Below are 19,118 nucleotides of genomic sequence, written 5' to 3'. Positions count from 1 at the left end.
GCCTGCAAAAAACGAACGACCGTGCGTTTTTGCGGGATTCATTCTTCTGGTCCCGGCGTGGTGTCACTATCGGGACATACCCCAGCATGCAATCTGGCAAGCGAAAAATGCGCGGATTCCATAAAATCCTGCGCTATGCAAGCCTCAAGCGCACTCGACAAGCTGGACAGGGCCATATTGCGCCGTCTGCAAGAAAATGGCCGGGAGACGTATGACGTCATCGGTGAGCAGGTGGGCCTGTCGCCCAGCGCGGTGCTGCGCCGCGTCAAGCGCCTGGAGGAAAGCGGGGTGATCGACCGCTACGTGGCGCTGGTGCCCCCCGAGGCCGTGGGCCTGGGGCTGACCGCCTACCTCAATGTGCGGCTGGAAAAGCACACCGAAAGCCACAAGCGCAACCCCATGGACCTGTTCCGCGCCAGCGTGCAGACGTGGCCCGAAGTGGTGGAATGCGCATCGCTCACGGGCGAGATGGACTACCTGCTGCGCGTGGTGGTGGCGGACATGGCGCACTACAGCCGCTTCATCATGGACACCCTGCTCAAGCACCCCAGCGTGCAGGACTGCAAGACCAGTTTCGTGCTCGACCGGGTCAAGGCCACCACCGCCGTGCCGGTGTGATGGCCTCGCGCCCCGGGCCGCTTGCCGCGCGATGGCCGCCGCTATACCCTTGCGGGCGGCCGGCACCCGGCGCTGCGGGGCCGGGATGGGTCGCGCAGAAGACATCCGTGGGCCCTGGCGCAAGGCAATTGCTATGAATTTAGTAGCTTATAGCGCCCATGGACAAAGCGCTGAAAGCTATTTTCTGCCTTGATTTGAGGCATCTCACTACTTTGTTGCAATGCAGCAATTTGTACTGGAAATAATGAGGGAAAACCCTTATATTTACAGCCATGTTCGCAACGAAAGACTGGCTCAAGGCATCCTGGCACGCAGGCAGGGACATGCTGCGCCCGGTGACGGGCGGCCCGTCTCCCCATGACACCCACGCAAAGCAGGAGGTGCCCATGATGGTTCCCATCCGCGCCCTGGGCCCGTCCTACCGCGAGCGGATCACCCAGCATCTGCTGAAGCTCGAACCGGCGGACCGCTATCTGCGCTTCGGCTACGCGGCCAATGACGAGCAGATCCGCCGGTATGCCGAGCACCTCGATTTCAACCGCGACGAGATCTTCGGCATCTACAACCGCCGCCTGGAACTCATCGCGATGGCCCACCTGGCGTTCTCGGAGCATCCCGAGCACAAGCACTGCGCCGAGTTTGGCGTTTCCGTGCTCAAGCAGGCGCGGGGCCGTGGTTTCGGCGCACGCCTGTTCGAGCGCGCGGTGATGCATGCGCGCAATGAAGGCGTGAACATGGTCTTCATCCATGCGCTGTCCGAGAACACCGCGATGCTCAAGATTGCCCGCAAGGCGGGCGCCACCGTGCGCCGCGACGGCTCGGAGTCCGAGGCCTACCTCCAGATCCAGCCCGCCAGCCTGGACACGCGCATGGCCGAGATCGTGGAGCAGCAGTTTGCCGAGGTGGACTACCAGATCAAGAAGCAGGCCAAGCAGTTCTGGGATTTCCTGGCGGGCGTGCAGGAAGTGCGCAGCGGCGTGCAGCACGCGCGCCACCAGTCCGCCGAGTGACGGGCGGCGGGCCCGGGCCGCAAGGCGCGGGCGCCATGGCGCGCTGTCACAACAATCCGCTATCCTAGGGGCCTGATTCACTACCCGCACGTCCTCAGTGTCTGACCCGCACCCTGCGCACCCCGGGCGCTTGCCCGAGAGGGAAGACAAGCGCACCTTCCTGCAGAAAGTGGCCGAGTTCATCCATCCGGGGCCGGACTCCACGGAAGAGCTCATCGAAACCCTGGCCGAGGCCGAGGACAACGAGGTCATCGGGGCCGAATCGCGCGTGATGCTCGAGCGCGTCATCCGCATGGCCGACATGACGGCGGGCGACGTGATGGTGGCCGCGCCGCGCATGGACCTCGTCAACATCGACGCGCCGTTCGACGAGCTGCTGCACCTTGTCATCAACACCGCGCATTCGCGGTTTCCGGTGTACCAGGGCGAGCGCGAGAACATCATCGGCATCCTCATGGCCAAGGACCTGCTCAAGCTGCAGCGGGCACCCGAGCTGAACATCCGCGCGCTGCTGCGCCCCGCCGTCTTCGTGCCCGAGAGCAAGGGCCTGAACGACCTGCTGCGCGAATTCCGCGGCAACCGCAACCACCTGGCGATCGTGATCGACGAGTTCGGCCGCGTGGCCGGGCTCATCACCATCGAGGACGTGCTCGAGCAGATCGTGGGCGAGATCGAGGACGAGTTCGACATTCCCGAGGACGACGGCGACATCTTCGGGCTAGCCGACCGCACCTACCGCGTGAGCGGCGACACCTCGGTCGAACGGGTTTCCGAGGCGTTCGACGTGCTGGTCCAGGGCAGCGACCCCGACGAAACCTTCGACACCATCGGTGGCCTGATCGCCCACGAAATGGGCCATGTGCCCAAGCGCGGTGAGCACCTGCAACTGGGCGGGCTGCACTTCGTCGTGCTGCACACCAAGGGCGGCGCCGTGCGCTGGTTCAAGGTGTCGCGGGTCGAAGACGCCAGCGCCGGCGGCTGATGGCCCGCGCGCGCACGACGCCGGGGCTGCCGCTGGCCCTGCAGGCGCTGCTGGCCGTGGCTGCCGGCGTCGCGCAGGCGGCCTCGCTGGCCTGGCCGTGGAGCGGCGAGCCCCTGTGGTGGCTGCAGATCGCCTCCATGGCGGTGCTGGCCTGGCTGGTGCGCCCGCAGGCCACCGCGTCCGTGGCCTGGCGGCGCGGTGCCGCCATCGGCGGCCTGTTCGCCACGGCCTGGCTCGCGGGCACGTTCTGGTGGCTTTTCATCTCCATGCACACCTACGGCGGGCTGGCCGCGCCGCTGGCGGTGGCGGCGGTGCTGGGCCTCGCGGCGTTCCTGGGCAGCTACTACGCGGTGATGCTGGGGCTTTTTTGCCGCCTGGCGCTTGCCAACAGGGCGCTGACAGCTATTGTTTTCGGAGCGTTCTGGCTGCTGGCCGAACTGGCGCGCGGCACGCTGTGGACGGGTTTCCCGTGGGGCGCGGGCGGCTACGCCCACGTTGACGGGCCGCTGGCGGTGCTGGCGCGCATCCTGGGCGTGTACGGCATCGGGGCGGTGGCTGCGATGCTGGCGATGCTGGCCGTGCAATGGCGCCCGGGGGACCTGCGCCACTGGCGCCTGTGGGGGCTGGCCGGCGTTCTCGCGGCGGGCCTGGCGGGCGCCACGCTGGAGCGCCATTGCGCGGTGAACCTGTGCCACACGCCGTCGGCCCGCGCGGCGCCGCCGATGACCCTGGAACTGCTGCAGGGGAACATCCCGCAGGACGAGAAGTTCCAGCAGGGCAGCGGCGTGCCGATGGCGCTCAAGTGGTATGCCGATGCGCTGCGCGACGCCAGGGCCGACCTGGTGGTGGCGCCCGAAACCGCCATCCCGCTGCTGCCCCAGCAGCTCATGCCGGGCTACCTGGAAGGCATCCAGCAGCGCTACGCGCAGGGCTCCCAGGCGGCGCTGCTGGGCATTCCGCTGGGCAGCGAAACGCTGGGCTACACCAATTCGGTGCTGGGCATGGGCCCCGGCCGCCAGAAGACGCCGTACCGCTACGACAAGCACCACCTGGTGCCGTTCGGGGAATTCATCCCGCCGTTCTTCAGATGGTTCACGGCCATGATGGACATCCCGCTGGGCGATTTCAACCGCGGAACCGTGGGCCAGGCCCCGTTTGCCTGGGCAGGCCAGCGCATCGCCCCCAACATCTGCTACGAAGACCTTTTTGGCGAGGAACTGGGCGCGCGGTTCGCCAACCCGGCGCAGGCGCCGACGGTGTTCGTCAATTTCAGCAACATCGGCTGGTTCGGCGACACCGTGGCCATCGACCAGCACCTGCACATCAGCCGCATGCGTTCGCTGGAATTCGAGCGCCCCATGGTGCGCGCGACCAACACGGGCGCCACCGCCATCATCGACCACCGGGGCGTGGTCACCCACCAGCTGGCGCGGCACACGCGGGGCGTGCTCAAGGGCGAGGTGTGGGGCCGGGGGATGGATGCCGCCAGTGGCTGGCACATCACCCCGTACGCGTGGTGGGTGTCGCGCTGGGGGCTGGTGCCCCTGTGGATCTTCGGGGGGCTGGCCCTGGTTTTTGCCCTGGTGGCGAGGCGGTGGCAGACGGTGCGCGGGAATTGATCCAGGTCATGTGCTGCCGGGGTGTCCCGGTGCCTTGCCGGGCCAAAACCGGGATGTGTCTTTCTCTGCCTTGATAATGGAGCCCCACAAGCGGGGGCTTGTGTTTGCATACAACGATGATTTGAAGCGGGCCCACCGCTGTTCTGGAGCACGACTGAAGATGGCTGATTCCTTTTCCTACGAACAACTGATCGCCTCGGGCGAGGGCCGGCTGTTCGGCGCTGACAGCGGGCGCCTGCCGCTGCCGCCCATGCTGATGTTTGACCGCATCACGCACATCGACAGCGATGGTGGCGCGCACGGGCTGGGAAAGATCCGCGCCGAACTTGACGTGCGCCCGGACCTCTGGTTCTTTGCCTGCCACTTCCAGGGCGACCCGGTCATGCCCGGCTGCCTGGGGCTGGACGCCATGTGGCAGCTCATCGGCTTTTACCTGACCTGGCTGCAATTGCCTGGCCGCGGCCGGGCGCTGGGCGCGGGCGAGGTCAAGTTCACCGGCGAAGTGGGCCCGGACGTGAAGCTCGTCACCTACGAAATCGACATCAAGCGCGTCATCAAACGCAAGCTGGTCATGGCCATTGGCGATGCCCGGCTGCTGGCCGATGGCAAGGAAATCTACGTGGCCAACGACCTGCGTGTGGGCTTGTTCAAACGCGAGGAAGATGGCGCCGCACAAGGAGCCGCAGCATGAAACGCGTGGTGATCACGGGCGCGGGCATTGTCTCGTGCATCGGCAACGACATGGGCACCGTCACGCAGTCGCTGCGGGAGAGCCGCTCGGGCATCCGTGCCATGCCGCAGTTCACCGAGCTGGGCATGCGCAGCCAGGTGGCGGGCGTGCCGCAGATCAACCTCGAAGAGCTGATCGACCGCAAGCAGCTGCGCTTCATGGGCGATGCGGCAGCCTATGCGCACATCTCGCTGGCCAACGCGATCGCCGAATCGGGCCTCACGCCCGAACAGGTGTCGCACCCGCGCACCGGCCTCATCATGGGCTCGGGCGGCGGCTCGCCCGCCAACCAGATCGAGGCGGCGGACATCCTGCGCAGCAAGGGCATCCGCCGCGTGGGGCCCTACCAGGTCACGCGCTGCATGAGCTCCACCGTGTCCGCTTGCCTGTCGACCAACTTCGGCATCAAGGGCATCAACTACTCCATCACCTCGGCCTGCAGCACCTCGGCCCACTGCATCGGCGCGGCCGCCCAGCAGATCGCCTGGGGCATGCAGGACGTGATGTTCGCCGGCGGCGGCGAGGAGGTCACCTGGGGCATGGGCCTGCTGTTCGACGCCATGGGCGCCATGTCCAGCGCCTACAACGCCACGCCCGAGAAGGCCTCGCGCGCCTATGACGCCAACCGCGACGGCTTCGTGCTGTCGGGCGGCGGCGGCGCCGTGGTGCTGGAGAGCCTGGAGCATGCGCAGGCGCGCGGCGCCACCATCCTGGGCGAGGTCATCGGGTTCGGCGCCACGTCCGACGGCGCCGACATGGTGGCCCCTTCGGGCGACGGCGCGATCGCCTGCATGCGCCAGGCCATCTCCACCGTGAGCGAACCCATCGACTACATCAACACCCACGGCACCTCCACGCCCGTGGGCGACGTGCCGGAGCTGCGCGCCATCCGCGAGGTGTTCGGCGACGCGATTCCGCCGTTCTCGTCCACCAAGTCGCTCACCGGCCACTCGCTGGGCGCCACGGGCGTGCAGGAGGCGATCTACTGCCTGTTGATGCTGCGCCAGGGCTTCATCGCGGGCTCGGCCCACATCGAGACGCTGGAGCCCGCCGCCGAGGGCATGCCCCTGGTGCGCGAGACGCGCGATGCGCCCATCCGCACGGCGCTGTCCAACAGCTTCGGCTTTGGCGGAACCAACGCCAGCCTGGTCCTGCGCCGCTGGGATAACTGAGCCGCGAGGTTTTCAGCGCAACCCGCCATCCTGCGAGGGATGGGCGGGTTTTTTCATACCGCCTTTGCCGAAAGGGCTCGGTGCAGCAGCCCCGGCAGCATGGCCAGCATGCGCGTGGCGGGCAGGCCCTGGGGCAGGGCGCGGGCGTGGTAGCTGTACAGCGACATGGGCGGCAGCTCGTGCAGCTCCAGCGCCACCATGGTCCCGGGGTCGAGCTGGGTGGCGGTGAGAAAGTCGATCACCGTCCAGCCCATGCCCCGGCGCACCAGGTCCAGCGCCAGGCGCGAGGTCTGCACCTGCAGGCCCGGCCCCGCGGGCGTGCCCAGGCGCTGTGCGAGGTCGTCGATGGACTGGCGCATGGGGTCGTCCCCCACCAGGCGGATCACCGGCACCTGCGCCAGCCGGGCGCTGGGCGCCACGGCGCGCGGCGCGCGCGTCCACACGGACTGCGCCACCGCCAGGTACATGCGCCCGCTGACCAGCAGATCGCTGCGGATCTGCGGGTGCGGGTGCTTGTAGAAGCCCAGGCAGAAATCCACGCTGCGCGTGAGCAGGGCCTGCGTCATCTGGTCCTGGTGGATGGTGCGCACTTCCACGCCCACCTGCGGGTAGCGCAGCGCATGCTCCTGCAGCACCAGGGGCAGGAACTCGTGCGTGATCGAGGGGATGGCCGCCAGGCGCACGTCGCCCGTGTCGCTGGTGCCCAGGTTGCGCGCCGTGCGGCGCAGGGCGTCGAGCTGGCGGTGGATGCCCGTGGACTCGGTGGCCAGCACCTGCGCCTCGGGCGTGGGCGTGAGGCCGGCCGGCGTGCGCACGAACAGCCGGTAGCCCAGCTGCAGCTCGGTGTGCGCCACGGCCTTGCTCACGGCCGAGGGGGTGATGCACAGCAGCCGCGCCGCGGCGCTCATGTTGCCGGTTTGCAGAACGGCCTGGAACACCTCGAGTTGCCGCAGGTTCATGGCCAGGGTCCGGTGGTAGGGGTATGAGTGAAATTCACAAGAAGAGGCTGATTATTCCCTAACGATGTGTGTGACTCTCTCATACGATCCGGCACCGCCAACGAGCGGCCGGGTTGTCAGCGCATTCCGCTGGCGGCCTCTTCATAACAACTGTCTGGAGATTTCTGTCATGCGCATTTCCCCCCCCGTGCACCGCTGGCTGGCCGGCCTGCTGCTGTCCGCCGCCTCGGCCGTGGCCATGGCCCAGGCCGCCAAGCCCCATGTCGTGGTGCTTGCCACGGGCGGCACCATCGCGGGTGCGGGCGCCTCGGCCGCCAACAGCGCCACCTACGCCGCGGCCAAGGTGCCGGTCGACAAGCTGCTGGCGGGCCTGCCGGAGCTGGCCAGCGTCGCCAAGGTCTCGGGCGAGCAGGTGTTCCAGATCGCCTCCGAGAGCTTCACCAACGAGCACCTGCTCAAGCTCGGCCAGCGTGTCTCGGCCCTGTCCAAGCAGGCCGACGTGGACGGCATCGTCATCACCCACGGCACCGACACCCTGGAAGAAACCGCGTACTTCCTGAACCTGGTCGTGCGCACGAACAAGCCCATCGTCGTGGTCGGCTCCATGCGCCCCGGCACGGCCCTGTCGGCCGATGGCGCGCTGAACCTGTACGACGCCGTGAGCGTGGCGGCCAGCAAGGACGCCGCCGGCAAGGGCGTGCTCGTCACCATGAACGACGAGATCCAGAGCGGCCGCGACGTGAGCAAGACCATCAACATCAAGACCGAGGCCTTCAAGAGCCAGTGGGGCCCGCTGGGCATGGTGGTGGAGGGCAAGAACTACTGGTTCCGCGCGCCCGTCAAGCGCCACACCGCCAATTCCGAGTTCAACATCGACGAGATCCAGGCCCTGCCCGCCGTGGACATCGTGTACGGCTACGGCAACATGAACACCACGGGCATCGAGGCCTACGGCAAGGCCGGCGTGAAGGCGCTGATCCACGCCGGCACGGGCAACGGCTCGGTGGCCGCGCAGGCGGTGGATTCGCTCAAGGCCTTGCGTGCGGCGGGCGTGCAGATCGTGCGCTCGGCCCGCGTGCCCGACGGTTTCGTGCTGCGCAACGCCGAGCAGCCCGACGACAAGTACGACTGGGTGGTGGCGCATGACCTGCGTCCGCAAAAGGCCCGCATCCTTGCCATGGTGGCGCTCACCAAGACCAACGACAGCAAAGAGCTGCAACGCATCTTCTGGGAGTACTAGTCTCCCCCTGAGGCGCTGCGCGCCTTCCCCCTAAGGGGGAACCTGGTGGACTGGCGGAGCCAGATCCACGGGTGCTCTCGCGATGGCCGCGTGTCCAGTTGGACCTTGGGTTGTGCGAGTCGAGCGACGGATTTTTGTTGATTTGGCGTGCTGCTGTGCGCCGATGGTTGCCTGCAAGGGCGGCACCTGCACGCGGTGGCTTATGGGCGGCGCGGATGGGTTGGAAAGGCTGGGGCTCCACGAGGGCTCTGGCCTTTTTTCATGGGGCGGGCGGTTTCGACCTCTGGCTGCTGGCAGCGACTGGCGGTGGCGTCGCGGTGTTTGCAGGGCGGCCTTGCTGCGGCGCCGTAAAATGATCGGTTCGCGTGTGCGATGCCCGTCCGTGCTGCCCGGGGTGGTCGGCAGGCCTTGCGCCCACGCCTTGCATCGTTTTCTTTTCTCCTCCTACTTGCCCGGCCCTGGCTTGCCAGTGCCACAGACGCCATGTTGACATTCCAGCAAATCATTCTGAAGCTGCAGTCCTACTGGGACGCGCAAGGTTGCGCTCTTTTGCAGCCCTACGACATGGAAGTGGGCGCCGGCACCTCGCACACCGCCACCTTCCTGCGCGCCATCGGACCCGAGCCCTGGAAGGCCGCCTATGTGCAGCCCAGCCGCCGCCCCAAGGACGGCCGCTACGGCGAGAACCCCAACCGGCTGCAGCACTACTACCAGTACCAGGTGGTCCTGAAGCCCGCGCCGGCCAACATCCTGGAGCTGTACCTGGGCAGCCTCGAAGCCCTGGGCTTCGACCTGAAGAAGAACGACATCCGCTTCGTCGAAGACGACTGGGAGAACCCCACGCTGGGCGCCTGGGGCCTGGGCTGGGAGGTGTGGCTCAACGGCATGGAGGTGACGCAGTTCACCTACTTCCAGCAGGTCGGCGGCATCGACTGCAAGCCCGCCACGGGCGAGATCACCTATGGCCTGGAGCGCCTGGCGATGTACCTGCAGGGCGTGGACAACGTCTACAACCTGAAGTGGACCGACACGCTGAGCTATGGCGACGTCTACAAGCAAAACGAGGTGGAGCAGTCCACCTACAACTTCGAGCACAGCGACGCGGACTTCTTGTTCACCGCCTTCAACGCGCACGAAAAGCAGGCCAAGTACCTGATGGAGCAGCAGCTGGCGCTGCCCGCCTACGAGCAGGTCCTCAAGGCCGCGCACAGCTTCAACCTGCTGGATGCGCGCGGCGCCATCAGCGTGACCGAGCGCGCCGCGTACATCGGCCGCATCCGCAACCTGGCCCGTGCCGTGGCGCAGAGCTACTACGAGAGCCGCGAGCGCCTGGGCTTCCCCATGGCGCCGCGCGAGTGGGTGGAACAGATGACGAAGAAGGCTGCGTGAGAGAAATGACGATGACAACCCAAAACCTTCTCGTTGAACTGTTTGTCGAAGAGCTGCCGCCCAAGGCGCTGCAGAAGCTGGGCGATGCCTTTGCCACCGTGCTGGGCGACCAGCTCAAGGCGCAGGGCCTGGCCACGGCAGCGTCCGTGGTCACGCCCTTTGCATCGCCCCGCCGCCTGGCCGCGCATGTGACCGGCGTGGCCGACAAGGCCGCCGACAAGGCCGTGCAGCAAAAGCTCATGCCTGTGGCCGTGGGGCTCGACGCCAGCGGCAACGCCAGCCCGGCGCTGCTCAAAAAGCTGCAGGCCCTGGGGGCGGATGTGTCAGACCCGGCAGCCGCCGTGGCGGCGCTCAAGCGCGCGCAGGACGGCAAGGCCGAGGCGCTGTTCTACGACAGCGTGGTGCCTGGCGCGACGCTGCAGGACGGCCTGCAGAAAGCGCTGCAGGAGGCGATTGCCAAGCTGCCCATCCCCAAGGTCATGAGCTACCAGCTCGAGACCGACTGCGAACTGCCCGGCTGGACCAGCGTGAACTTCGTGCGCCCCGCGCACGGCCTGGTCGCGCTGCACGGCAGCACCGTGGTGCCGGTGAAGGCGCTGGGCCTGTCGGCGGGCAACAGCACGCAGGGACACCGGTTTGAAGCCGCCGTGTCGCCCGTGGTGCTGCAGGACGCCGACAGCTACGCCGCGACGCTGCGACAAGACGGCGCCGTGATCGCCTCCTTTGCCGAGCGCAAGGCCGAGATCGCCCGCCAGCTGGCCGCGGCTGCCGCCCAGGTGGGCAACGGCGCGCGCCCCATCGAAGACGAGGCGCTGCTCGACGAAGTGACCGCGCTGGTCGAACGCCCCAACGTGGTCACCTGCTCATTCGAGACCGAGTTCCTCGACGTGCCGCAGGAATGCCTGATCCTCACGATGAAGGCCAACCAGAAATACTTTCCGCTGCTGGACGCCGCGGGCAAGCTCACCCACAAGTTCCTGGTGGTGAGCAACATCAGCCCCGAAGACACGAGCTTCGTGACCGGCGGCAACGAGCGCGTGGTGCGCCCGCGCCTGGCCGACGCGAAGTTCTTCTTCGACCAGGACCGCAAGAAGACCCTGGCCTCGCGCGTCGAAGGCCTCGGCAAGGTGGTCTATCACAACAAGCTAGGCACGCAAGGTGAGCGGGTTGAGCGGGTGCGGGCCATTGCCAAGGCGATTGCTAAAGCGCTTTCCCCAAGCTACGGCTCTCCTGAGGTGCAGGGCCCTGCGCTTGAACTTGCTGTTGATACGGCCGCACAACTCGCCAAGACCGACCTCGTCACCGACATGGTGGGCGAGTTCCCCGAGCTGCAGGGCATCATGGGCGGTTACTACGCCCTGAACGACGGCCTGGGCGAGACCGTGGCCCACGCCATCGAAGACCACTACAAGCCCCGCTTTGCGGGCGACACGCTGCCGCGCAACACCGCCGGTGTGGTGGTGGCGCTGGCCGACAAGCTCGAAACCCTGGTGGGCATGTTCGGCATCGGCAACCTGCCCACCGGCGACCGCGATCCGTTCGCGCTGCGCCGCCATGCGCTGGGCGTGATCCGCATGCTGGTCGAAAAAGACCTGCCGCTGCAGCTCAACGACCTGCTCGCCGGTGCGGTGCCCGCCTTTGGCGACAAGATCACCGACGCATCCGCGCAACTTGCCGACTTCATCTACGACCGCCTCGCCGGCAGCCTGCGCGAGCAGGGCTACCGCGCGCAGGAGGTCGACGCCGTCCTGGCCCTGCGCCCGCAGCGCCTGGCCCTGGTCGAAAAGCAACTGGCGGCCGTGCGCGCCTTTGCCGCACTGCCCGAAAGCCCGGCCCTGGCCGCGGCCAACAAGCGCGTGGGCAACATCCTGAAAAAGGCCGAGGTCGAGGGCCCGGTGGATGCCCACGTGAACCCCGACCTGCTGCAGGAAAAGGCCGAGCAGGACCTGTACGCCGCGCTGCAGCGCTTCGTGCCCGAGGCCAACGCCCAGTTCGACGCGGGCGACTACACCGCCAGCCTGCAGACCCTGGCCGTGCTGCGCGCGCCGGTGGATGCGTTCTTCGACGACGTGATGGTCAACGCCGAGCAGCTGGATGTGCGGATGAACCGCCTGGGTCTGCTCAAGATGCTGCACAACGCGATGAACCGCGTGGCCGACCTCTCGCGCCTGGCCGTTTGACCGGATGGCCCAAGCTGATAGGCTGGCGATTCTCACAAGGTAACCAAGCCCCATGAAACTCGCCATCCTCGACCGCGACGGCACCCTCAACCCGCTGGGGGAGGACTACATCACCTCCGCCGACGAGTGGACCGCCGTGCCGGGCGCGCTCGAAGCCATCGCGCGCCTGAACCATGCCGGCTGGCATGTGGTGGTGGCGACCAATCAGCCGGGGCTGGGCCGGGGGCTGTTCGACGTGGTGGCCCTCAATGCCATCCATACCAAGATGCACCGGCAGGTGGCCGCCGTGGGGGGGCGCATCGACGCGGTGTTCTACTGCCCGCACGCGGCCGACGAGGAGTGCGCCTGCCGCAAGCCCGCCCCGGGCCTGCTGGAGCAGATCAGCGACCGCTATGGCGTGGAGCGGCAGGACGTGCGGGTGGTGGGCAGCTGTGCAGCCCATCTGCAGGCCGGCGCCGCGCTGGGCGCGCAGCTGCACCTGGTGTGCACGGGGCAGTCGGCCCAGGTGCACCCCGGCGGGCCGCTGCCGGCGGGCATTCCGGCGGGCACGCTGGTGCACGCCAGCCTGGGGGATTTCGTGGACCAGCTGTTGCCCGCGGTGCAGGTGCCGGCGGCAGCGCTGGCGGCCATTCCCCTGCCCCTGCACGGCAGTGCCCCATCGTCTTGATGCTATTAATTTAATAGCTTTCAGCGCTTGATGATCAAGCGCTGGCAGCCGAAAACTCCTAAAAATGGCTTTTATCCGTTCCGTCATTCACCTTCTCTGGATGGGCATCACCGTCGTGCCCTATGCGCTGGCCATCATGCTGGGCACCCTGCTGGGCGTGCGGGGAGGGCCGCTGTACCGCATCGCACGGGCATGGCTGTCGCTGTGCATCAGCGGTGCCCGGGTGATCCTGGGCGTCCGCGCCCATGTGACCGGCATGGAAAACCTCCCGCAGGGCGAGAACGCCGGGGCCGTGCTGCTGGTCAAGCACCAGTCCACGTACGAAACCTTCCTCATGCCCACGATCATGCCGCGCCCGCTGGCCTACGTGTTCAAGAAGGAGCTGCTCTACGTTCCCTTCTTTGGTTGGGCGATTGGCCGCCTGGACATGATCCACATCGACCGCAACCAGCGCACGCAGGCGTTCAACAAGGTGGTGCAGCAGGGCAAGGACCTGCTGGCCAAGGGCATCTGGATCATCATGTTCCCCGAGGGCACGCGCATCGAGCGCGGGCGCAAGGGCAACTACAAGACCGGCGGCACGCGCCTGGCCATCGACACCGGCGCGCCCGTGGTGCCCATCGCCGTGACCTCGGCCAAGGTCTGGCCGCGCAAGGCCTTCATCAAACGGCCCGGCGTGGTGGACGTGTCCATCGGCAAACCCATTTCCAGCGTGGGCCGCCAGCCCGACGAGCTGATGCGCGAGGTCGAGGCCTGGATCGAGGCCGAGATGCGCCGCCTGGACCCCGAGGCCTATGAGAACACCCCCTGAGCTGCTCCTCCTGAAGTGCCGCGCCGCTCGGGAGGGAGGGCGCCACCAGCGCATGCCGGCAAGGCGCCGCCAGCGTGGCGGGGCGGCCCTGGCGCGGCGGCTGCTGGCCTGGGCAGCGCCGGTGGCGGATGCCCTGGATGGCTGCTCGCCGCTGGGGAGCTATTGATTCCATGCACCGGCTTGTGCAATTGGCGCTCGACCTTTTCGACCCGCCGGCCGCACCGGTTGCGGCATCGGCGGCGCAGGCTTCAGGTTTCAAGCCTGGAGCGCCGCTGGCGCAGAATGATCAAGCGCCGGTAGCTCCTAGAACGATAGCAAGCAGGCCTGCGGCACCGGCGGTGCCCTTGCCGTCCCTGCTGTCCCCGGCCGAGTTCCGCCACCCGCAGGCCAGCCGCGAAGTGCTGCTGGGCGACGCCGTGGTCGCCTATGCGCTGCAGCGCGCACGGCGACGCACCATCGGCTTCACCGTGGGCGCGGATGGCCTGTCCGTGCGCGCGCCCAGCTGGGTGACCCTTTCGGCGGTGGACGCCGCGCTGCGCGACAAGTCGGACTGGGTCCTGCGCAAGCTGTCGGAGGCCCGCGAGCGCCAACAGCGCATGGAGGGCGGCCGCATCGTCTGGGCCCATGGCGCGGTGTTGCCGTACCTGGGCGAGCCGCTCACGGTGGTGCTGGACCCAAGCCATGGCTTTGCCGGCAGGGGCGGGGCGCTGGTGCCGTCCGCGCCGCCCTCGGCCGGGGAAGAGGGCATTGCCGTCGCCCGCAGCCTGCACATCGGCCTGCCCCACAGTGCCAGCGCCGCCCAGATCCGCGACGCCGTGCAGGCCTGGCTCATGCGCGATGCACGCCGCCACTTCACCGCGCGGCTGGACCACTTCGCCCCGCTGCTGGGGGTGCGCTGGGCCAGCCTGCGCCTGTCCAGCGCGCAGACCCGCTGGGGCAGCGCCAAGGCCGACGGCTCCATCCGCCTGAACTGGCGCCTGCTGCACTACCGCCCGGCCATCATCGACTATGTGGTGGCGCACGAGCTGGCCCACCTGCGCGTGATGGACCACAGCCCGCGCTTCTGGGACACCGTGGCCACCGTGGTGCCCGACTACGCGGTGCTGCGCAGCCGCCTGCGCGATGAACCCGCTCCGTTGTGGGAGTGACGCATTCGCCCCTGTGGCGGGCCGTGGGCCCGTCCCGTGGACCGGTTAACCGAGATGAAAGGAGCTAGCTGATGACCATCCCAACGATCACTCCCGCCGAAGGCTACGCGGGCGATGTCACGCCGCAGCAGGCCTGGCAGTGGATGCAGGCCGGCCAGGCCGTGCTGGTGGACGTGCGCAGCGACGCCGAACGCGAATGGGTGGGACAGGTGCCCGGGGGCGCCGCCGTGGCCTGGAAGCAGTGGCCAGGCATGGCCCTGAACGCCGGATTCGACACCCAGCTGCGCGCGGCCGCACCCGCCGGCGCCACGCTGGTGATGCTGTGCCGCAGCGGCGTGCGCTCCATCGCCGCGGCGCGGCGCGCCACCGAACTCGGCTTCACGGCCTACAACATCCTGGAAGGTTTCGAGGGAGATGCCGACGCCCAGGGCCAGCGCGGCAGGAAGGGCGGCTGGCGCTTTCACGGGCTGCCCTGGCGGCAGAACTGAGAGACGACCCGCCGGTGCGCGCGATGGGCGCGCCCAAAAAAAAGCGGGCCTGGTGGCCCGCTTGCCCGTCAGGACGTCTTGCCCTGCTCAAAGCGGCGGAATGCGCAGCTTCTGGCCGGGGTAGATCTTGTCGGGATGGGTCAGCATGGGCTTGTTGGCCTCGAAGATCGCGGGGTACTTGTTGGCGTCGCCATAGAACTTCTTGGCGATGGCGCTGAGCGTGTCGCCGCGCACCACGTCGTGGTACTGGGCTTCGGGCTCGGGATTGGTCACTTCCATCAGGTTCTCGACGCTGGTCACGCTGGCCACGTTCCCGCAGCACAGGGTGACTTTTTCCTTGGCGCCTTGCGTGGGGGCGGTGCCCTTCACGGTGACCTTGCCCTGCGTGCCGTCGAACGCCACCTGCACGTTGCTGGCGCCCAGGTTCTGGGCCGCGATGTAGGTCTCGATGGCCTTGGCCGCCTTGGCATTGAGTTCATCCTGCGTGGGCGCAGCGGCCGTGGCTGCCTGGGCCTCCTTGCCGCCGAACAGCTTTTCGCCGGCTTCCTTGATGAAACTGAAAAGACCCATGTCGTACCTCCTAAAGTTGCAGAAACAGGAACGACCACTGTAGCGTGCAAAGCGTGGCGCTGGTGTGTCGCACAGGCGCGCGAAACGATTTTTGACATTCTTTCCGCGCCATCCCGCCGCCGGCGCCTGTCGCCGCGGGTACGCGGGGGCGCCGCAAAACTCGGGATAATCCCCCGCATGACATTTCTGGCCATCGACGTCGGCAACACCCGTCTCAAATGGGCGTTGTACGACGCTCCCCGCCCCGGGGCTGCGCTGCTGGCGCATGGCGCCGAGTTTCTGGATCACATCGACCGCCTGGCCGAGGGCAGCTGGGCGCCCTTGCCGCACCCCCAGCGCATGCTGGGGTGCGTGGTGGCGGGCGACGCCGTCAAGCGCCGGGTCGAGGAGCAGATGGAGATCTGGAACGTCGAGCCCTCGTGGGTGGTGTCGTCGGCGCAGGAGGCAGGCCTTGCCAACGGCTACGACCATCCCTCGCGCCTGGGCTCCGACCGGTGGGTCGCCATGGTCGGTGCGCGCCACCATGTGCTGCGCCAGGGCCCGGCGCGGCCGTTGGTGGTCGTCATGGTGGGCACGGCGGTCACGGTGGAGTGCATCGACACCGAGGGCCGGTTCATGGGCGGGCTCATCCTGCCGGGCCACGGCATCATGCTGCGCGCGCTGGAGTCCGGGACCGCCGGGCTGCACGTGCCCACGGGCGAGGTGCGCATGTTTCCCACCAACACCAGCGATGCCCTCACCAGCGGCGGCACCTATGCGATCGCGGGGGCCGTGGAGCGCATGGTGCAGCACGTCATCCAGCACTGCGGCGAGGAGCCGGCGTGCCTGATGACCGGCGGCGCGGGCTGGAAGATGGCGCCCAGCATGACGCGCCCTTTCGAACTGGTGGACAACCTGATCTTCGACGGCCTGCTGGAGATTGCCTTGCGCCGCTTTGCCGGCTGACCTGGAGCGCGCGGGCTTCGCGGCCCGGCCGCATTCCGCGGCGCCACGGGCGGTCCTGGATTTTCAGGACGGGCGCGGCCAGGCCAGGGGGTGTTCCGAATTCAATCTTCCAGTTCGGCGCGCGCCATCTCCACGTCCAGGCGCTCCATCGCATCGGCGGGTTCGCTGGCGGCGGCCTTTTCGTAGAACCCGGTGGCTTCCTTCATCTTCTTGTCGCCTTCGAGCATGACCAGGGCGTTGGCGTATTCGATCATGCAGATGGCCGAGCCGGGGTTGAGCTTGAGGGCCTCCTGGAACAGCTTGAGTCCGGTGTCCTTCTTCGCGCCGTAGGTCATGCCGCCAATCAGCGAGCCCACCTTGTCGATCACCTCGGCATGGAATGCGCCCAGTGCGATGCGTGCATCGGCGTGCTTGGGCGACAGCGCGATGGCCTTTTCCAGCGATTCCTTCACCTTGCCGCCCAGGCCCTGCGCCAGCGCCTTGGCCACGCTGATGCCCTGGCTGTAGCGGCCCAGCGCGTAGGCGTGCCAGTACCAGGCATTGGCGTTGCCGGGCTCCGCCGCGGCCTGCGCCTCGGCGCGCTCCGCCACCTGGGTGAAGAGGTCGAGCCGGGTCTTTTCCCTTTGCTCCAGGTAGTTGGCGTAGATGGAGGCTGCCTTGTTGGCCACCGTGATGCCAGGGCCGCCAGCCGCCAGGCCGGCCGCCGCTGCCTTCTCGAAGTCGCCGTTGTGGAACATCGCCCAGGCTTCGAGCACCGCGGTGTCCTTGGGGCAGGGCTCGGCATCGCCGCTGTGCAGCCGGGCCCAGTGCTTCTTGACGCTCGCGGCGTCGAACGCATAGTCGCCTGCGTGGGGGAAGGGGGTCCATTTGGCCATGGTGTGTGTCTCCTGAAGTTCTTGTGGGAGGGGGGTTGCCCTGTCGTGCTGCCGTGAGGCGGGTGCTTGCTGCCTGCGCCTATCCCGGCGCAGTGGCGTAAGCGCCCACCAGCTCCAGCAGGTGGGCCCGCTGGCTGCTTTCGAGGTAGGGCATGAGCAGGTTCAGCACATGGTGGGCGCCGCGCAGGAGCGCGGCCTGGGCGCTTTCGGGCTCCAGCGCGCGGCGCGGGTCACGCACGTACTCGAAGCTCAGCCAGTAGGTCAGCACCACCACCATGCTGGTGGCGGTGGCTTCCAGCTCGCGCGAGTCGATGTGCAGGCTGTCCGCGCGGCCCATGCCATCGAGCATGGCGCGCACGGCTCGGGTCTTGTTCTTGAGGATGGCCTGGAAGTGGGTTTCCAGGCGCCGGTTCTTGGACAGCAGGTCGTTCAGGTCGCGGTACAGGAAGCGGTACTGCCAGATCAGCTCGAACAGCGTGTGCATGAAGAACCAGGCATCCTCCACATTGCGCACGCCGTCACTGGCCGTGAGGAGTTCGGTGAGCGAGCGTTCGTAGCGGTCGAACAGCGCGTTGATCAGCTCATCCTTGGCGGGATAGTGGTAGTAGAGGTTGCCCGGGCTGATGCGCAGCTCGGCGGAAATCAGGGTGGTGGAGACGTTGGGTTCGCCGAACCGGTTGAACAGGTCCAGCGTCACTTCCAGAATGCGTTCTGCGGTGCGGCGTGGCGCTTTCTTCACCATGTGTGCGGGCCCCTTCGCGTCGTTTTGCGTCGTTGTTTCGATGTCTCTGGTGGTTACTCTAACCGACACAGAAATGCTGCACTGCGGCATCGCGTCTGCATATCAGCGCCGCTGTAGCCCTGCCGTGGGCGGCCTGGCGCGAAGGCGCGGGCTCCGGCCAAAAAAAGGCGGCCAACACGCTCTCGCGCATTGGCCGCCTTTTTTCAGGGGCGGCACGGTGGTGTTGCCTGCCGCCTGCCTGATGTGCAATCAGCTGCCCGACGGGGTGTTGGCGCCGGTGTCGGCTGCCGCGCGTGCGGCAGGCTTCTTGGCGGCGGCCTTCTTGGCCGGAGCGGCCTTGGCGGCGGGCTTTGCAGCCGCCTTGGCAGGGGCCGCCTTTTTCGCGGGGGCCTTCTTGGCCGGGGCCTTGGCGGCGGGTTTTGCGGCAGCTGCGGCCTTGGCGGGGGCTGCCTTGCCGCCCTTGGCCAGTGCATCCACGCGGGCGCTCAGTGCCTGCAGGTCGCGGGCCGATGGCACGCCCAGCTTGGACAGGGCCTTGGCGACGCGGTCTTCAAAGATGTTCTCGAGCTTGTCCCACTGGCCCTGGGCCTTGGAGCCGATGTCGCTGGCCATGGTGGTCACGCGGCTGGTGGCCTCGGTGATCTTTTCCTCGGCCACGGCCTGGGTCTTGCGCTGGATGGTCAGGCCTTCCTTGACCAGGGCTTCGAACACCCGGCCGCCTTCTTCCTGCGCCTTGGAGAAGGCGCCCAGGCCCGCCAGCCAGATCTGCTGGGCGGAGTCCTTGACGGTGCTGGACAGTTGGGCGTTGCTCTTTTTCTTGTCGGCGCTGAGTTTCTGCAGTTTCTTGACCATGGGGCCTCCGTTGTGCGGTTGGGTGGGTTTGCCAGGGCGGATTGCCTCTGACGCATGGCCGCACTGTACGCCGCGCGGCGCGCAAGGTGTAGGCGCGCGCTCCTAAAAATGTAGAGCGTGC

20 protein-coding genes are annotated in these 19,118 nt (G+C 67.6%); 15 read left to right on the top strand and 5 right to left on the bottom strand.

The features are described 5' to 3' along the window. Positions 1-135 precede the first annotated feature (135 nt). From AC07OC_RS21185 to fabB, 6 genes are all read left to right on the top strand, one after another. Entirely contained in the window at positions 136-618 is a 483-nt protein-coding gene (locus AC07OC_RS21185; RefSeq protein ID WP_218293161.1) for an Lrp/AsnC family transcriptional regulator, read from the top strand. Positions 619-890: 272 nt separating this feature from the next. Further along, positions 891-1,628, top strand: a complete 738-nt coding sequence (locus tag AC07OC_RS21180; RefSeq protein ID WP_218293162.1) for a GNAT family N-acetyltransferase — start codon at positions 891-893, stop codon at positions 1,626-1,628. A gap of 97 nt (positions 1,629-1,725) precedes the next feature. Beyond that, positions 1,726-2,610: a CorC family transporter gene (locus tag AC07OC_RS21175; protein WP_218293163.1), complete on the top strand. Its 885-nt coding sequence runs from the start codon at positions 1,726-1,728 to the stop codon at positions 2,608-2,610. Then, the gene (gene lnt / locus AC07OC_RS21170) at positions 2,610-4,229 is read left to right on the top strand and encodes an apolipoprotein N-acyltransferase (protein ID WP_218340521.1); all 1,620 of its coding nucleotides are present in this window, start codon (positions 2,610-2,612) and stop codon (positions 4,227-4,229) included. Before AC07OC_RS21175 ends, lnt begins: the two co-directional genes overlap by 1 nt. Before the next feature lie 160 nt (positions 4,230-4,389). Then, positions 4,390-4,920, top strand: a complete 531-nt coding sequence (fabA, locus tag AC07OC_RS21165; RefSeq protein WP_218293165.1) for a 3-hydroxyacyl-[acyl-carrier-protein] dehydratase FabA — start codon at positions 4,390-4,392, stop codon at positions 4,918-4,920. After that, positions 4,917-6,131 carry a beta-ketoacyl-ACP synthase I gene (gene fabB, locus AC07OC_RS21160; protein ID WP_218293166.1) on the top strand — a complete coding sequence of 405 codons (1,215 nt, stop codon included), beginning with the start codon at positions 4,917-4,919 and terminating at the stop codon, positions 6,129-6,131. The genes fabA and fabB overlap by 4 nt, the downstream gene beginning before the upstream one ends. A 53-nt stretch (positions 6,132-6,184) precedes the next feature. Here the strand turns inward: fabB and AC07OC_RS21155 are convergent, their stop codons facing one another. Continuing rightward, positions 6,185-7,090, bottom strand: a complete 906-nt coding sequence (locus AC07OC_RS21155) for a LysR family transcriptional regulator (protein ID WP_218293167.1) — start codon at positions 7,088-7,090, stop codon at positions 6,185-6,187. 169 nt (positions 7,091-7,259) lie between these two features. Between AC07OC_RS21155 and AC07OC_RS21150 the strand changes: the two genes are divergently transcribed. The 8 genes from AC07OC_RS21150 to AC07OC_RS21115 all read left to right on the top strand — a co-directional run bounded on the left by AC07OC_RS21150 (position 7,260) and on the right by AC07OC_RS21115 (position 15,013). After that, positions 7,260-8,330: a type II asparaginase gene (locus AC07OC_RS21150; protein ID WP_218293168.1), complete on the top strand. Its 1,071-nt coding sequence runs from the start codon at positions 7,260-7,262 to the stop codon at positions 8,328-8,330. A gap of 483 nt (positions 8,331-8,813) precedes the next feature. After that, positions 8,814-9,719, top strand: a complete 906-nt coding sequence (gene glyQ / locus AC07OC_RS21145; RefSeq protein WP_010462637.1) for a glycine--tRNA ligase subunit alpha — start codon at positions 8,814-8,816, stop codon at positions 9,717-9,719. Positions 9,720-9,730: 11 nt separating this feature from the next. Beyond that, positions 9,731-11,899, top strand: coding sequence for a glycine--tRNA ligase subunit beta (gene glyS / locus AC07OC_RS21140; RefSeq protein ID WP_218340519.1), 2,169 nt, complete (start codon positions 9,731-9,733; stop codon positions 11,897-11,899). 52 nt (positions 11,900-11,951) lie between these two features. After that, positions 11,952-12,566 carry a D-glycero-beta-D-manno-heptose 1,7-bisphosphate 7-phosphatase gene (gene gmhB, locus AC07OC_RS21135; RefSeq protein WP_218293170.1) on the top strand — a complete coding sequence of 205 codons (615 nt, stop codon included), beginning with the start codon at positions 11,952-11,954 and terminating at the stop codon, positions 12,564-12,566. Positions 12,567-12,630: 64 nt separating this feature from the next. After that, positions 12,631-13,377 carry a lysophospholipid acyltransferase family protein gene (locus AC07OC_RS21130; protein ID WP_218293171.1) on the top strand — a complete coding sequence of 249 codons (747 nt, stop codon included), beginning with the start codon at positions 12,631-12,633 and terminating at the stop codon, positions 13,375-13,377. After that, complete coding sequence (locus AC07OC_RS21125) at positions 13,361-13,543, top strand: hypothetical protein (protein ID WP_218340518.1); 183 nt, start codon at positions 13,361-13,363, stop codon at positions 13,541-13,543. The genes AC07OC_RS21130 and AC07OC_RS21125 overlap by 17 nt, the downstream gene beginning before the upstream one ends. 4 nt (positions 13,544-13,547) lie before the next feature. Beyond that, positions 13,548-14,525 (top strand): M48 family metallopeptidase, encoded by a 978-nt coding sequence (locus tag AC07OC_RS21120; RefSeq protein ID WP_218340517.1) that lies wholly within the window; start codon positions 13,548-13,550, stop codon positions 14,523-14,525. A gap of 71 nt (positions 14,526-14,596) precedes the next feature. Beyond that, the gene (locus AC07OC_RS21115; protein ID WP_218340516.1) at positions 14,597-15,013 is read left to right on the top strand and encodes a rhodanese-like domain-containing protein; all 417 of its coding nucleotides are present in this window, start codon (positions 14,597-14,599) and stop codon (positions 15,011-15,013) included. A gap of 87 nt (positions 15,014-15,100) precedes the next feature. Here AC07OC_RS21115 and lysM read toward each other — a convergent pair whose 3' ends face one another. Continuing rightward, positions 15,101-15,583, bottom strand: coding sequence for a peptidoglycan-binding protein LysM (lysM, locus tag AC07OC_RS21110; protein ID WP_218293174.1), 483 nt, complete (start codon positions 15,581-15,583; stop codon positions 15,101-15,103). 177 nt (positions 15,584-15,760) lie between these two features. Between lysM and AC07OC_RS21105 the strand changes: the two genes are divergently transcribed. Continuing rightward, on the top strand, positions 15,761-16,528 hold the full coding sequence (locus tag AC07OC_RS21105; RefSeq protein WP_218293175.1) for a type III pantothenate kinase: 768 nt from the start codon (positions 15,761-15,763) through the stop codon (positions 16,526-16,528). 101 nt (positions 16,529-16,629) lie between these two features. Here the strand turns inward: AC07OC_RS21105 and AC07OC_RS21100 are convergent, their stop codons facing one another. The 3 genes from AC07OC_RS21100 to AC07OC_RS21090 all read right to left on the bottom strand — a co-directional run bounded on the left by AC07OC_RS21100 (position 16,630) and on the right by AC07OC_RS21090 (position 18,997). Then, positions 16,630-17,403: a tetratricopeptide repeat protein gene (locus tag AC07OC_RS21100; protein WP_218293176.1), complete on the bottom strand. Its 774-nt coding sequence runs from the start codon at positions 17,401-17,403 to the stop codon at positions 16,630-16,632. 79 nt (positions 17,404-17,482) lie between these two features. Next, positions 17,483-18,145 (bottom strand): TetR/AcrR family transcriptional regulator, encoded by a 663-nt coding sequence (locus AC07OC_RS21095; protein WP_494602120.1) that lies wholly within the window; start codon positions 18,143-18,145, stop codon positions 17,483-17,485. Positions 18,146-18,394: 249 nt separating this feature from the next. Continuing rightward, on the bottom strand, positions 18,395-18,997 hold the full coding sequence (locus AC07OC_RS21090) for a phasin family protein (protein WP_218293178.1): 603 nt from the start codon (positions 18,995-18,997) through the stop codon (positions 18,395-18,397). Between the last annotated feature and the right edge of the window lie 121 nt (positions 18,998-19,118).

This window comes from Acidovorax sp. GW821-FHT10E04 (assembly GCF_059415185.1).
Note: the sequence above shows the minus strand (reverse complement) of the source record. Positions and strands in the feature narration are given on the sequence as shown.

Excerpts from the sequence above, each read along its gene's own strand:
- AC07OC_RS21185 (WP_218293161.1), top strand. The coding sequence starts at position 136 with ATGCAAGCCTCAAGCGCACTCGACAAGCTGGACAGGGCCATATTGCGC.
- AC07OC_RS21180 (WP_218293162.1), top strand. The coding sequence starts at position 891 with ATGTTCGCAACGAAAGACTGGCTCAAGGCATCCTGGCACGCAGGCAGG.
- lnt (WP_218340521.1), top strand. The coding sequence starts at position 2,610 with ATGGCCCGCGCGCGCACGACGCCGGGGCTGCCGCTGGCCCTGCAGGCG.
- fabA (WP_218293165.1), top strand. The coding sequence starts at position 4,390 with ATGGCTGATTCCTTTTCCTACGAACAACTGATCGCCTCGGGCGAGGGC.
- fabB (WP_218293166.1), top strand. The coding sequence starts at position 4,917 with ATGAAACGCGTGGTGATCACGGGCGCGGGCATTGTCTCGTGCATCGGC.
- AC07OC_RS21155 (WP_218293167.1), bottom strand. The coding sequence starts at position 7,090 with ATGAACCTGCGGCAACTCGAGGTGTTCCAGGCCGTTCTGCAAACCGGC.
- AC07OC_RS21150 (WP_218293168.1), top strand. The coding sequence starts at position 7,260 with ATGCGCATTTCCCCCCCCGTGCACCGCTGGCTGGCCGGCCTGCTGCTG.
- glyQ (WP_010462637.1), top strand. The coding sequence starts at position 8,814 with ATGTTGACATTCCAGCAAATCATTCTGAAGCTGCAGTCCTACTGGGAC.
- glyS (WP_218340519.1), top strand. The coding sequence starts at position 9,731 with ATGACAACCCAAAACCTTCTCGTTGAACTGTTTGTCGAAGAGCTGCCG.
- gmhB (WP_218293170.1), top strand. The coding sequence starts at position 11,952 with ATGAAACTCGCCATCCTCGACCGCGACGGCACCCTCAACCCGCTGGGG.
- AC07OC_RS21130 (WP_218293171.1), top strand. The coding sequence starts at position 12,631 with ATGGCTTTTATCCGTTCCGTCATTCACCTTCTCTGGATGGGCATCACC.
- AC07OC_RS21125 (WP_218340518.1), top strand. The coding sequence starts at position 13,361 with ATGAGAACACCCCCTGAGCTGCTCCTCCTGAAGTGCCGCGCCGCTCGG.
- AC07OC_RS21120 (WP_218340517.1), top strand. The coding sequence starts at position 13,548 with ATGCACCGGCTTGTGCAATTGGCGCTCGACCTTTTCGACCCGCCGGCC.
- AC07OC_RS21115 (WP_218340516.1), top strand. The coding sequence starts at position 14,597 with ATGACCATCCCAACGATCACTCCCGCCGAAGGCTACGCGGGCGATGTC.
- lysM (WP_218293174.1), bottom strand. The coding sequence starts at position 15,583 with ATGGGTCTTTTCAGTTTCATCAAGGAAGCCGGCGAAAAGCTGTTCGGC.
- AC07OC_RS21105 (WP_218293175.1), top strand. The coding sequence starts at position 15,761 with ATGACATTTCTGGCCATCGACGTCGGCAACACCCGTCTCAAATGGGCG.
- AC07OC_RS21100 (WP_218293176.1), bottom strand. The coding sequence starts at position 17,403 with ATGGCCAAATGGACCCCCTTCCCCCACGCAGGCGACTATGCGTTCGAC.
- AC07OC_RS21095 (WP_494602120.1), bottom strand. The coding sequence starts at position 18,145 with ATGGTGAAGAAAGCGCCACGCCGCACCGCAGAACGCATTCTGGAAGTG.
- AC07OC_RS21090 (WP_218293178.1), bottom strand. The coding sequence starts at position 18,997 with ATGGTCAAGAAACTGCAGAAACTCAGCGCCGACAAGAAAAAGAGCAAC.